The 13,327-nt window shown below is 61.5% G+C and carries 11 protein-coding genes and 1 tRNA gene; 10 read left to right on the forward strand and 2 right to left on the reverse strand.

The genetic code is table 11. The features are described 5' to 3' along the window. Window positions 1-37: 37 nt before the first annotated feature. Window positions 38-1,372 (forward strand): NAD(P)/FAD-dependent oxidoreductase, encoded by a 1,335-nt coding sequence (locus JSO19_RS10685; RefSeq protein WP_270911644.1) that lies wholly within the window; start codon window positions 38-40, stop codon window positions 1,370-1,372. Window positions 1,373-1,642: 270 nt separating this feature from the next. On the opposite strand, the gene JSO19_RS10690 is transcribed toward JSO19_RS10685, so the two are convergent. Continuing rightward, on the reverse strand, window positions 1,643-3,115 hold the full coding sequence (locus JSO19_RS10690; protein WP_270911646.1) for a helix-turn-helix transcriptional regulator: 1,473 nt from the start codon (window positions 3,113-3,115) through the stop codon (window positions 1,643-1,645). A gap of 160 nt (window positions 3,116-3,275) precedes the next feature. On the opposite strand from JSO19_RS10690, the gene JSO19_RS10695 reads away from it, so the two are divergent. The 8 genes from JSO19_RS10695 (at window position 3,276) to JSO19_RS10730 (ending at window position 11,450) form a co-directional block, all read left to right on the forward strand. Continuing rightward, window positions 3,276-5,093, forward strand: a complete 1,818-nt coding sequence (locus JSO19_RS10695) for a phosphoenolpyruvate carboxykinase (GTP) (protein WP_270911647.1) — start codon at window positions 3,276-3,278, stop codon at window positions 5,091-5,093. Between the two features lie 185 nt (window positions 5,094-5,278). Beyond that, window positions 5,279-5,355, forward strand: a tRNA-Leu gene (locus tag JSO19_RS10700). A 158-nt stretch (window positions 5,356-5,513) separates the two neighbouring features. After that, entirely contained in the window at window positions 5,514-5,753 is a 240-nt protein-coding gene (locus JSO19_RS10705; protein ID WP_270911648.1) for a hypothetical protein, read from the forward strand. Window positions 5,754-5,888: 135 nt separating this feature from the next. Then, the gene (locus tag JSO19_RS10710) at window positions 5,889-7,142 is read left to right on the forward strand and encodes an alanine racemase (protein WP_270911649.1); all 1,254 of its coding nucleotides are present in this window, start codon (window positions 5,889-5,891) and stop codon (window positions 7,140-7,142) included. Continuing rightward, window positions 7,139-8,440 carry a D-arabinono-1,4-lactone oxidase gene (locus tag JSO19_RS10715; protein WP_270911650.1) on the forward strand — a complete coding sequence of 434 codons (1,302 nt, stop codon included), beginning with the start codon at window positions 7,139-7,141 and terminating at the stop codon, window positions 8,438-8,440. The genes JSO19_RS10710 and JSO19_RS10715 overlap by 4 nt, the downstream gene beginning before the upstream one ends. Before the next feature lie 51 nt (window positions 8,441-8,491). Next, window positions 8,492-9,058, forward strand: coding sequence for a LemA family protein (locus tag JSO19_RS10720; RefSeq protein ID WP_270911651.1), 567 nt, complete (start codon window positions 8,492-8,494; stop codon window positions 9,056-9,058). A gap of 6 nt (window positions 9,059-9,064) precedes the next feature. Continuing rightward, a complete protein-coding gene (locus JSO19_RS10725; RefSeq protein WP_270911652.1) occupies window positions 9,065-9,937 on the forward strand; it encodes a M48 family metalloprotease in 873 nt (290 codons plus the stop codon). A 106-nt stretch (window positions 9,938-10,043) separates the two neighbouring features. Next, the gene (locus JSO19_RS10730; RefSeq protein WP_270912138.1) at window positions 10,044-11,450 is read left to right on the forward strand and encodes an aspartate ammonia-lyase; all 1,407 of its coding nucleotides are present in this window, start codon (window positions 10,044-10,046) and stop codon (window positions 11,448-11,450) included. Window positions 11,451-11,845: 395 nt separating this feature from the next. Here the strand turns inward: JSO19_RS10730 and JSO19_RS10735 are convergent, their stop codons facing one another. After that, on the reverse strand, window positions 11,846-12,709 hold the full coding sequence (locus JSO19_RS10735) for a fumarylacetoacetate hydrolase family protein (protein ID WP_270911654.1): 864 nt from the start codon (window positions 12,707-12,709) through the stop codon (window positions 11,846-11,848). A 120-nt stretch (window positions 12,710-12,829) separates the two neighbouring features. Here JSO19_RS10735 and JSO19_RS10740 point away from each other — a divergent pair, with 120 nt between their 5' ends. Next, a complete protein-coding gene (locus JSO19_RS10740; protein ID WP_270911656.1) occupies window positions 12,830-13,201 on the forward strand; it encodes an FKBP-type peptidyl-prolyl cis-trans isomerase in 372 nt (123 codons plus the stop codon). Window positions 13,202-13,327: the final 126 nt, after the last annotated feature.

The raw sequence follows: 13,327 nt of genomic DNA on the forward strand, positions 1-13,327 counted from the left end.
CGCCCCTCTGAATATCACACGCAAGGAGAATAGCCTCGTGGCTAAAAAGATTCTGATCGTCGGTGGTGGTTACGCAGGTTTCTACACTGCGTGGAAGCTCGAGAAGTGGCTCCGATCGGGCGAAGCTGAGGTCACGATTGTTGACCCGCTGCCGTACATGGCCTACCTTCCCTTCCTTCCCGAGGTTGCAGCAGGCTCGATTGAGCCCCGTCACGCCGTCGTAGCTCGTCGTCGTCACCTCAAGCGCACCGCAAACATTGCAGGCAAGGTCACCGGTATCTCGCACGCGACCAAGACCGCGACGATCACCCCGAACGCTGGCGAGCCCTACGAGTTCGAGTATGACCAGATCGTCATCTCGACCGGTTCGGTTTCGCGCACCTTCCCGATTCCAGGCATCGCCGAGAATGCCATTGGCATGAAGACCATCGAAGAGGCCATGGCCATTCGCGATCGCATGGTTGGAAACTTCGAGCGCGCCGCACTGCTGCCGAAGGGCTCACCGGAGCGCGCACGCCTGCTCACCGTGACGGTCGTTGGCGGCGGCTTCGCCGGCATCGAGTCTGTTGCCGAGCTGCGCTCGTTCGCAACGAACCTCCTGCGCCGTTACCCCGAGATCACCTTCGACGAGACGGCTTTCCACCTCGTTGAGGCTATGGGCCGCATCATGCCCGAGGTCTCGCAAGGTACCGCAGACTGGGTGGTCAAAGACCAGACCCGTCGCGGCGTGACGATTCACCTTGACACGCAGCTCTCGTCGGCAGCCGACGGTAACATCGAGCTCTCGACGGGCGAGAAGTACGAGTCAGACCTCATCGTCTGGACTGCGGGCGTTATGCCCCGGCCATTCCTGCGCGGCACCGACCTGCCTATTGGACCTCGCGGCCACGTCATCGGCAGCCCCACGCTGCAGATCACGACCGAAGACGGCAAGGTTGTTGAAGGCGCATGGACTGCTGGCGACACCTCGCAGACCCCCGACATCTCGTCGACCCCTGGCCCTGGCGGATTCTGCGTGCCAAACGCGCAGCACGCTGTGCGCCAAGGTCGACTGCTTGCGAAGAACATCGTTGCTGTACTGCGCGGCGAAGCACCTGCCGAGTACAACCACAAGAACCAGGGCGCTGTCGCAGGCCTCGGCATGAACACCGGCGTGTTCCAGTCGGGCAAGTTCGCGCTTCGCGGCTACATCGCTTGGCTCGCGCACCGCTTCTACCACGGCCTCGCTATTCCCACTTGGGAACGCAAGTGGCGCGTGTTCGGCGGTTGGGTTGGCCACTTCTTCCTGGGCCGCGACATCGTGAACATCGAGGCGTCTCTTGAGCCGCGCGCGATCTTCGAAGAGTTCGCGTCACGTCCCAAGGCTGACTAGCGCCTCACCGGCCTACCGAACGCCCCTCGAGCTTTGGCTCTGGGGGCGTTCGTGCGTTTGGGTGGCTTTGCGCGGCCTTTCGCAGTCTACTTGACGAAAAGCAGGGTGTTTTGGCGATTACACCCTGCTTTTCGTCAAGTAAACGAAATTTTCGGCGGATCGGCCCAGCACCCGAGGCCCGCACGCAAGCCTGGGCAGCCTGGCACCCGAGGCCGGCACGCCAGCCCGGCACCCGTGCCCGCACGCACGCCGCCTAACGCGGCGACCCCGCTACAGCTCAGGCGCGTGCGCCGAGAGAAACTCGTACATCTCGGTGTCATCAACGCCCGGAAACGACCCGGTGGGAAGAGGGGAGAGAATGTGCGCGTGCATGCGCGCGCTCGGCCACGCCGATCCTTCCCAGCGCTCGGCGAGGGCGTCGCTCGGCTTGCGGCAGCAGTTCTCGTCGGGGCAGGTTGAGACGGTGCGCACGTGAGTGTCGCGCCCGCGAAACCACTTTGCGTCGTCAAACTTCACGCCACAGGTGATCGAGAAGGCGCCCGAGTTGCCGAGGTCGCCAATCTGGCTCGTCTCCCAGTAGGTGCCCTCGGGGGTGTCAGTGTACTGGTAGAACTCGCTCGTGCGGTTGCGGCGTTTGAAGCCCGTTCGGCCGGCCCAGTAGCGGCACACGACTTGCCCCTCGAGCGATCCGCTCGCGTCGACGGGGTAGGGAAGGTCGTTGTTTTCGTAGCCGCGCAGTAGCGCTCCGTGCGCGTCCGCGCGATAGAAGTGCACCTGCAGGTCGAGGTGCTTTGTGGCGAGGTTCGTGAAGCGGTGTGCGGCAGCCTCGTGCGTGACACCGAAAGCGTCGCGCAGGTCTTCAATCGCGAGGTTACGGTCGGCCTTTGCGTTTTGCAAGAAGGTCGCGGTCGCGGCTTCCGGCATGAGGCAGGCAGAGGCGAAGTAGTTGATTTGTAGCCGCTGTTCGAGAAACTCGGCGTAGCTTGCTGGAGGGTTGTGTCCGAGCACGCGGTGTGCCATCGCCTGAAATGCGAGGGCGCGCAGGCCGTGGCCGCCGGGAATCGAGGCCGGCGGAAGGTAGATGCGTCCGTTTTCGAGGTCGGTGATGCTGCGCGTGTTCGATGGCAGGTCATCGACGAAGATGAGTGTAAACCCGAGTGACTCGGCAAGCACGGCTACGGTGCGGTGGGTGACGGCGCCGCTCACGTGGCCGACCGAGGCCATGAGATCGGTCGCGAGTGTTTCGATTTCTGGCAAATAATTGTTTTTTTCACGCATGAAGTGGCGGATCGAGGTGTTCGCCCGTCGCGCCTCCTCTGGCGTTGCGCTGGCAGCCCGCGCACGCCTGAGCAGTTCGCGGTGTAGCCCAACGAGCGACTCGAGGGTTTCATCGGTGAGCCCGCGTACGTTTCTGATCTCGGGCAGGCCGAGGGCGGTGTAGTGCACACCCTGCTGGGCGCGTTCGAGTTCGATCTCGAATGCGCTGCGGCGATCGGGTGCTTCGTCGCTGAGCAAGGCGGCGAGCGTGGTGTCGAGCTCACGTGCGATGGCTTCGAGGAGCGAGAGTTTTGGTTCGCGTCGACCGTTCTCGATGAGCGAGAGTTGGCTGGGGCCGACGCCGACTTTGGCGCCGAGCTGCTCGAGCGTGAGGCCCGCTCGCGTTCGGTAAAAGCGAATGCGTTTTCCTCTGATGAGGTGATTGGAATCGCCAAAAGCGTCTTGGAGTGCGCTCGTAGGAGTCATATTTTTACTATAAAGCAAATTCTGCAAAAATTGACAACCGATTTTGCGGGGTTTGCCAGTATCGGTCTGAGAATATTGAAATGTTCACCCGGATTTCACACGATGTTTGATCCGGAACTAATCACGAATACAGTTCATGGGCAGAGGAACCAGTATCTATATGAGCATTGCTGAGCTTGTTGCAGAGCACGCTACCACGACCAATCCTGAAATTCTGAAGTGGGTGACTGAGGTCGCTGAGCAGACCGAGCCGGCTCGCATCGAATGGTGCGACGGTTCGCAGACCGAGTGGGATCGCATCGCGCAAGAGATGGTCGATGCGGGAACGCTGATTCCCCTCAACAAAGACTTGCGCCCGGGGAGCTTCCTTGCGCGCTCACATCCGGCAGACGTGGCGCGTGTTGAAGACCGCACCTTCATCTGCTCAGAGAACGAGGCCGATGCAGGTCCCACGAACAACTGGCGCGCTCCCGCTGAGATGAAGGCAGAGCTCAAGCCCTTCTTCGACGGGTCGATGCGGGGCCGCACGATGTATGTTGTGCCTTTCTCGATGGGCCCCGTCGGTGGTGCAATCTCGCAGCTCGGCATTCAGCTCACTGATTCGCCATACGCCGTGCTCAACATGCGCATCATGACCCGCATGGGCCAGGACGCTCTCGACGGCATCACCCCTGGTAGCGAGTGGGTTCGCACCGTGCACTCGGTCGGCGCGCCCCTCGAAGAGGGCGAAGAAGACGTCATGTGGCCGTGCAACGACACGAAGTACATCACGCACTTCCCAGAGACCCTCGAGGTCTGGTCATACGGCTCGGGCTACGGCGGCAACGCACTCCTCTCGAAGAAGTGCTTCGCGCTTCGCATCGCCAGCGTCATGGGGCGTAGCGAGGGCTGGATGGCAGAACACATGTTGCTGCTGAAGCTCACGAACGAGGCTTCGGGTAAGGCGTACCACCTCACCGCAGCGTTCCCCTCGGCGTGTGGCAAGACGAACCTTGCGATGCTGCAGCCCACGATTCCTGGCTGGAAGGTCGAGACGATCGGCGACGATATCTCATGGCTTCGCCCCGGTAAAGACGGCCGCCTGTACGCGATCAACCCCGAGGCAGGCTTCTTTGGCGTTGCTCCCGGAACCGGTGAGTCGACGAACCCCGTGGCAATGGAAACCCTCTGGGGCCACACGATCTTCACGAACGTCGCACTGACCGACGAGGGTGACGTGTGGTGGGAGGGCAAGACCGACGAGGTTCCCGATCACCTCATCGACTGGCTCGGCAACGACTGGACCCCAGACGCAGAGAGTCCCGCTGCTCATCCGAACTCGCGCTTCACGGTGCCGATTCAGCAGACCCCGACCCTCGCAGATGACTGGTTCGAGCAGGATGGCGTGCCCATCGACGCGATCCTCTTCGGTGGACGTCGTGCGACCAACGTGCCGCTCGTCGCTCAGTCGCTCTCGTGGGAGCACGGCGTCTTTATGGGCGCGACCATCTCGTCAGAGAAGACCGCGGCTCAGGAGGGCAACGTGGGCGAGCTTCGCCGCGATCCCTTCGCGATGCTGCCCTTCTGCGGCTACAACATGGCCGATTACTGGGGCCACTGGCTCGAGATGGGCGAGAAGCTCGGCGACAAGGCACCGAAGATCTTCCAGGTCAACTGGTTCCGTCGCGACGAAGACGGCAGCTTCCTGTGGCCAGGCTTCGGCGATAACTCGCGCGTGCTCGACTGGGCGATGCGCCGCGTCGAGGGCGAAGTTGAGGGCCGCGAGGTCGCAATCGGCCGCGTTCCTGCCGATGATGAGCTGAAGCTTGAGGGCACCGACGTGACCGGCGAGCAGCTCGAGAAGCTCTTTGCCGTTGACCCCGCGTCGTGGCTCGAAGAGTGCGGCCTCACCGACGAGTACTTTGCTCAGTTCGGTGATCGCCTGCCAGCTGCGCTGCAGGGCCAGCTCGACTCACTGCGCGATCGCCTCTCGGCGTAACCGCCTGGCGCGAGCCATGATCCCTGCACGCTAGGCGGGGTAGGGCGAGCGCCACCAGCAACTTCCGACGCACTCGTCGGAGCGTAAGGCCCCGGGTACTGCCCTACCCGGGGCCTTTGCTGTACCCACGGCACGCCGTTCAGCGGCGAAGGTCGTGAACACTCTAGAATTGACTGAGCGCATGCGCCCCCATAGCCCAATTGGCAGAGGCGGAAGACTTAAAATCTTTTCAGTGTCGGTTCGAGTCCGACTGGGGGTACCAGAAACGGTGCGGGTAAGACCGGTACCCCTTGGCATTTTTATCGTTCGTAACCGACCCTTGTCGGTGTCGGTGGTCGTGGCTACATTCAAACATATGAGCGAGGCGCGTGAGCGTTCGCGAGGTAGCGAAACGGGCTTGCTCTGGAAGCGGGTATATCGATGCAAGAAACACAGCGGATCAAACCGAGAGCGTTGGTCGTGGCGGCAGTCGTAGCGGCGGTTACTTTTGTTGCGGGTTGGGCATTTGGAACGTCATCTGGATTCAATGCTGCCGAGTCAGAGCCGACCACACCGAAGACGGTATGGCTCGAAGGGGCTTTGTCTGAGCCGGGAACAACCGTGCACGTGACAGTTGATGATCAGACGGGCGATGTCGTCTCTCTGCGGCTCGATCAGTAAACGCGCATTCTGCGGCGTTTGAGTCGTTGTGAGCCGAAGGGCTCTTCAACCACTTCTTGCTGCCGGTTTTCGTGAGAAACGCCAAAAGGGGTGCGCTTTGTGCTCGCGCGGGAGGTTGTCGCCTAGAATCAGGCCATGGTCTTCTCTCTCGACGACGCAAAGTTGCGTGACCGGGCATACGCAGAACCCTGGCGACTGAACCCTGACGGCTACTGGGGTGGCATGAACGATGCCACTCGGGAGTTCTCGGCCCCACTCGTCGCGATCCAGCTCGACGCGCTCACGCACAATGCGCACGACCTCTTGCGGCGGGCCGGTGGGTTGCCGATTCGGGTGGCATCGAAGTCGATCCGCGTTCGCGAGGTGCTCGAGACCGTCCTGCAGTTGCCCGGATATCGAGGGGTGCTCGCGTACTCGCTCGCAGAGGCGGTGTGGCTGTCGGCGACGATTGACGACGTGCTCGTGGCCTACCCGACGGCCGATCGCGCGGCCATCGCGGCGCTTGCTGCCGATGAGCGAGCAGCGAGACGAGTCACGATCATGATTGATTCGGTCGAGCAGCTCGACCTCATCGACTCTGTCGTGCCGGCGGCGGGGCGTCAATCGATTCGCGTCTGCCTCGACTTCGACTCGTCATGGCGGCACCCACTGCTCGGCAACGTCGGGGTCTTTCGCTCGCCGGTACATGAGCCCGAAGAACTACGCTCGCTCGCCGAGACCGTGGCCGCGAGGCCGGGCTTCACGCTTGTCGCTGTCATGTCATACGAGGCACAGATCGCAGGCGTGCAGAACGCGCCGAAGGGCAATCCCCTCATGGGAACCGCGATGCGCGTGATTCAGGCCAAGAGTGCCGACGAGCTGCGCGAGCGACGAGCGCGAGCGATCGGTCTCGTGCGCGAGATCGCCGGGCTTGAGTTCGTGAACGGTGGTGGCACAGGATCGGTCGAGCGCACCGTCTCTGAACCCGCGATCACCGAGGTCGCCGCGGGAAGCGGGCTGTACGGGCCGCACATTTTTGATCACTATCAGCATTTCACCCCGGCGCCGGCCGTCGGCTACGCGCTCGACGTCGTGCGCAAGGCGACTCCAGAGACCGCGACGGTCTTTGCAGGCGGGTGGATCGCTTCGGGGGTCGCTGGACCCGATAGGCTGCCTCAGCCCGTCTGGCCACGGGGGCTCAGTTTTGCGGGCCGCGAGGGTGCAGGCGAGGTACAGACGCCGCTCCTCGGCGCCAACGCGGCGACGCTCGGGGTCGGTGACCGCGTGTGGATGCGGCACGCAAAGTCTGGCGAGGTGATGGAGCATGTCGCTCAGGTCGCACTCGTTTCACAGGACGAGAAGGTTGGTGAGGTGCCAACCTATCGAGGCGAGGGAAAGGTCTTCTCATGAGCGCAACGTGGCGCAACTGGGCACGCACAGAGCGGTGCACGCCCGCACTCTCGATCGCACCGAAAACGGTCGAACAGGTTCAGCTCGCGGTGCGGCGAGCCGCCGAGACGGGGCACGGGGTGAAGCCGATCGGCGCATCGCACTCGTTTACGGCAATCGGGGCGACCGACGGGATCCGCATCGATATGAGCAACCTGCGCGGTCTCGTGAGCGCCGATGCAGGGCGGGGCAGAGTGACGTTGTGGGCTGGTACGCACCTGTGGGAGCTGCCTGGCATTCTCGATCCGCTTGGCCTCGCACTCGCGAACATGGGCGACATCGATCGGCAAACGATCAGTGGCGCCACGCAGACCGGAACCCACGGCACGGGCCTCGGCCTCGGGGGTCTTGCGACCGCGATTGTCGGGCTCACGCTGGTGACGGGGGAGGGCGAGGTGCTCGAGATTGACGAGAGTGACCGTGACCTGCTCGACGCAGCGGCGCTGAGTCTCGGCGCTCTCGGAGTGATCGTGACGATCACGCTGCAGTGCGTGCCGAGTTTTTTGCTTCGCGCGCAGGAGGGAACCGCCCAGCTGCGAGAGGTGCTCGACAACTACGACGAGCTTGCGCGCAGCACCGACCACTTCGAGTTCTTCTGGTTTCCGCACACCGACACGGTGCGCACGAAGTTCAACACCCGCTTGCCAGAGAGCGCGGGCATCAGCGCACCGAGCGCCTTTGCGCGTTGGCTCGATGAGGAATTCGTGAATAACACGTTGCTCGAGGCAGTGGTCAACGTCGAACGGGTTGTGCCAAGGTCGATTCCCACGATCAATAGGCTCATCAACGGTGTTTCATCGGTGCGTGACTACACCGACCGCTCGTACCGGGTGTTCATTACGAACCGGCGGGTGCGCTTTCGCGAGTCGGAGTTCTCGGTTCCGCTCGAGGCCGTGCCGCACGCTGTGCGCGACATCGAGCACATGATTTCCCGCAAGCGGCTCAACATCTCGTTCCCGATTGAGGTGCGCAACGCAGCCTCTGACTCCCTGATGCTCTCGACCGCGAGCGGGCGCGAGAGCGGCTATATCGCCGTTCACCGTTTCTACAAAGAGGATCACCGCCTGTACTTCGCAGAGGTGCAGGCGATCATGCGCTCGTATGGAGGCAGGCCCCACTGGGGCAAGATGCACTCGCTCGACTCGGCCTACTTTGCCGATCAGTACCCGAGATTTGGTGAGTTTGCGGCCGTGCGTGACCGGCTCGATCCGCATCGAATCTTTGTAAACCCCTATCTTGACCGGGTGCTTGGGGCCTAACTCACAGCGAGAACCAGATGAAAATGAGGCCCGAAGCCTTACAATGGGCGCATGGACACCTCATTGGTACTGCTCATTGTTCTTGGGCTTGTCGTCGTGCTGGGGCTGTACGTTGCTGCAACGTACAACTCCCTCGTCAAGCTGCGCAACCGCGTCGAAGAGGCGTGGAGCGACATTACGGTGCAACTGAAGCGCCGAGCCGACCTGATTCCCGGCCTCGTTGAGACGGTGAAGGGTTACGCCTCGCACGAGAAAGAGGTGTTTGAGCAGGTTACGAGAGCCAGGGCAGAAACCGTCTCGGCTCAGGGACCGGTCGAGGCCGCCGCGGCCGAGAACCACATGCAGCAGGCGCTGAAGTCGATCTTTGCGGTTGCCGAGGCATACCCGCAGCTGCAGGCGAGCCAGAACTTTCTCGAGCTGCAGAGCCAACTCGTTGACACTGAAAACAAGATTCAGGCTGCGCGCCGCTTCTACAACGGCGGCGTGCGCGAGCTGAACATCAAGATTCAGACCTTCCCGAACAACCTCTTCGCCCGCATGATGGGCTTCACCGAGCGTGAGTTCTTTGAGGTTGAGAACGTGGCGGCCATCTCGGAGCCGCCGCGCATCGAATTCTAGGCGCCTATGTATTCGGCGATTCGTCGCAACAAGATCAACTCCTTTCTCATCATTCTGAGCTTTTTCGCGCTCGTCGGTGGGTTGGGGTGGCTTGCCGCAACGATCTACAACGACATGACCATCGTGGTGTTTACCATGGTGTTTGCGCTTGGGTATGCCCTCATTCAGTACTTCACCGCTTCCAAGCAGGCCGTCTCGATGGCGGGGGCCGTGAAAATCGAAGAAGTCGATAACCCAAGGCTGTACCGCATCGTCGAAAACCTTTCGATCGCGACGGGCACCCCGATGCCCGAGGTCTACATCGTTCACGACCCCGCTCCCAACGCCTTCGCGACCGGGCGCGACCCCGAGCACGCGATCGTCGCGGCGACCACGGGATTGCTCGAAATGATGAACGACGCAGAGCTTGAGGGAGTCATGGCGCACGAACTCGGTCACGTGCGCAACTACGACATTCGCGTCTCGATGATCGTGTACGGGCTCGTTGTCGCGATTGGCATGCTCGCCGACGTGTTCATGCGCATGGCGTTTTTCTCACGCAATAACAACAACCAGAACCCCATTGTGTTCGTGTTTGGGCTCATCGCGATGCTTATCGCACCCCTCATCGCGGGGCTCGTGCAGCTCGCCGTCTCGCGCCAGCGCGAGTACCTCGCCGATGCGACCGGCGCGCTCACGACGAGACACCCAGAGGCGCTCGCGAGTGCCCTGCACAAGCTCTCGACATACGGGCAACCGCTGCAAAAACAGAGTTCGAGCATGGCACATTTGTGGATCGCGAACCCGCTCAAACCAAGCACGATGCAGTCGCTGTTTCAGACCCACCCGCCCATCGAAAAGCGCATCATGAGGCTTCTCGACATGGGCGGCAAAATGTAACGGTTTTCTCACGTTCGGGGAGTATGGTTGATGTGTTCAGTGACAGAGGTTGTCACAACACGTCAAAGTAAATGGAGAGCTGTTAAAAGTGACCGAAAACGTTGCAATGCAAACACGCACCGAGACCGACTCGCTCGGTAGCGTGGAAATTCCGGCAGACGCATATTGGGGTGTGCACACCGCTCGTGCGCACGAGAACTTTCCGATCACGCTTCGCCCGATTTCGGTGTACCCAGCCTTCATTCGCGCCTTCGCCTGCGTGAAGCAGGCAGCGGCCCGCGCCAATCTCGAGATCGGCGTGCTCGACGCACACCGTTCGAACCTCATTGACCAGGCCTGCGAAGAGATCAAGAACGGCGCACTCATTGATGAGTTCGTCGTTGGCGTGATTCAGGGTGGTGCTGGCACCTCGTCAAACATGAACGTGAACGAGGTCGTCACGAACCGTGCACTCGAGCTCGGCGGCTGGGCGAAGGGCGACTACTCGCAGATTCACCCGAACGACCACACGAACAAGGGCCAGTCGACCAACGACACCTACCCCACCGCAATCAAGATTGCCCTCGACTTCTCGATTCGCGCCCTGCTCGAAGAGATCTCACTGCTCTCAGACTCGTTCGAAATGAAGTCGAAAGAGTTCGCTCACATCGTCAAGGTCGGTCGCACGCAGATGCAAGACGCGATTCCCATGACCCTCGGCCAGGAGTTCAACGCTTTCGCCGTTACGCTGCGCGAAGACATTGAGCGCATCAGCGAAGCCGTGCAGCTGCTCCACGAAGTCAACATCGGTGCAACCGCGATCGGTACGGGCCTGAACGCAGACCCCGGGTACCGCGACGCCGTGATCCGCCACCTGCGCGACATCACGGGCGTTGAGCTCACGAACGATGGCGACCTCATTGAGTCGACCTCTGACACCGGCGTCTTCATCACCTTCTCGGGCGCGCTCAAGCGCACCGCGATGAAGCTCTCGAAGATCTCAAACGACCTGCGCCTGCTCTCATCGGGGCCCCAGGCTGGCTTCGGTGAGATTAACCTGCCGGCACGCCAAGCAGGCTCATCGATCATGCCAGGCAAGGTCAACCCGGTTATTCCTGAGGCCGTGACCCAGGTCGCATACTCAGTCGCCGGCGCCGACGTCACCGTCACGATGGCGGTCGAAGCGGGCCAGCTGCAGCTCAACGCTTTCGAGCCCGTCATCGCACACTCACTCTTCCAGTCGATCACCTGGCTTGAGCGTGCTTGCCGTACCTTCCGCGTGAACTGCGTCGACGGCATCACCGCGAACGAAGACCGCATCGACGACATGATGGCCCGCTCGGTCACCGTGATCACGGCTCTCGCTCCTGTGCTCGGCTACACCGAGTCGGCGAAACTCGCGAAAGAGGCACTCGCAACGAACGGCAACATTCGCGACCTCGTGCTCGCGAAGGGCCTGCTCGACGAGGCACAGCTCGACCGCCTGCTTGAGCCGGGTCACCTGACCGGTGCTGCTGGCTTCGACAAGAAGTAGGCGACGCCCAGGCGCGACGCAACATGCTCGCCCTCGTGAGGGCTGAACTGCTCCCCGGGAGCTGGCGACTATCGTAGTCGCTAGCTCCCGGGGAGCAGTTGTATGTGCGCACGGTTCAACCGAGTCTGAGGCCGAAGCCCACCCCAATAACTATTGCCTGATTTTATGGCCTCAAAGCCCTGAAACCGGGTGAAAATAGTGAAAAATCAGGCAATAGTTCGTGTGCTCCCGATGCAAGTCACGGGTCGGGGCGGGAGGTAAACCTGCACCAACACGAAAGCCCCGCCCCTCGGGAAAGAGGAGGGCGGGGCTTAGGGCTGGAGCTTGTCGCGGGCAGGTACTGCCGCGATCCGCCCGCCTCGTTTAGCACGGCAACGCCGGCTAGGCGAAGGGCGCTACTCGACGATATGCGAGGTGAGCGCGCCGATCTTTTCGATCGTGACCGTGACGTCCATGCCCGGCTTCAAGTAGAGCGGTGGTTTGCGTGAACGGCCCGCACCGCCTGGCGAACCCGTCGAGATGAGCGTTCCGGGCATGAGCGTTGCTCCCTCAGAAATCGTTGAGATGAGCTGGGCAACGGTGCGAATCATGAACTCGGTGGTTGAGTCTTGAACGCGAAGATCGTCGACGTCGCAGGTAATCGCGAGAGTTTGCGGGTCTGGAATCTCGTCGGTCGTGACGACGAACGGGCCGACGGGCGTGAAGCCGTCAAACGACTTGCAACGCGACCACTGTGGCTCGCGAAACTGGATGTCGCGGGCGGTGATGTCATTGATGGCGGTGTAGCCGAAGACGTAGTCGAGGGCCTCTTCGGGGGTTACGTCGCGGGCAGGCTTGCCGATGATCACACCGAGCTCGGCCTCGTAGTCAATCTCGACGCTGATGTCGGGGTTGATCACCACGTCGCCATCGTGTGCGGCGAGCGAGTTTGGGAAGAGGGTGAAGAGAACGGGGCCAGCATCGTTATCGAGGCTGAGCTCACTCGCGTGCTCATCGTAGTTGAGGCCGACCGCGAGAGTGATGGGTGGGCGCATGACGGCGGGGGCGAGCTTAGCCTCGGTTACCTGCGACCAAGCATCAGGAGCGAGCGCTGCTGCGGCGCGTTCAACCTCAGTGCGCGCTTCGGGGCCAGCTTCGATGAGTTGCTGCAGATCTTTGTAAGGCATATCCAACGCCGACATCGGGGCGAATCGTTCACCCACTACGACGGCAAGCTCGAAGAAATCGTCTGAACCAGTGTGAATATGTGCAAGTTTCATCGCTTCTAGGTTACCCGAAATGGTGAGGTCGTGGCTTGTGCGATTCCTTACAACGATTCAGGCTTTTCCTATCAGCGAACAGGGGTGGGCGAGTCTCACCAATCGGGTCACAATAGAGGTATGACAGAATCAGCACTCACCAAACCAGAGATCGAATTTCCTGAGGGCCCAGCCCCCACCGAAATCGTGATTGAAGATCTCGTTGTTGGCACGGGCGAAGAAGCCAAGGCCTCATCGAAGGTCAAGGTGCACTACCTCGGCGTTGAGTACGACTCGGGCGAAGAGTTCGACTCGTCGTGGAGCCGTGGCGAGTCAATCGACTTTCCCCTGAGCGCCCTCATTCAGGGCTGGCAGGTGGGCATTCCCGGCATGAAGATCGGTGGCCGCCGCAAGCTCGTGGTCCCCCCGGCGCAGGCATACGGCGAACGCGGTATGCACCCTCTCGCAGGCAAGACGCTCATCTTCGTGATCGACCTGCTCGGCGTCTCATAAATCGACCATCCGTCTCGGGGCAGTGCCCCACGATGAAGCCCGGTTCGCTACTCAGCGTGACCGGGCTTCATCGTTGAATGGCTCTGTGTCTAGTATCTGGCCCGGTGAGTGCTATTCTCGTAACCT

The organism is Leucobacter sp. UCMA 4100, from assembly GCF_027853335.1.
Classification (GTDB): domain Bacteria; phylum Actinomycetota; class Actinomycetes; order Actinomycetales; family Microbacteriaceae; genus Leucobacter_A.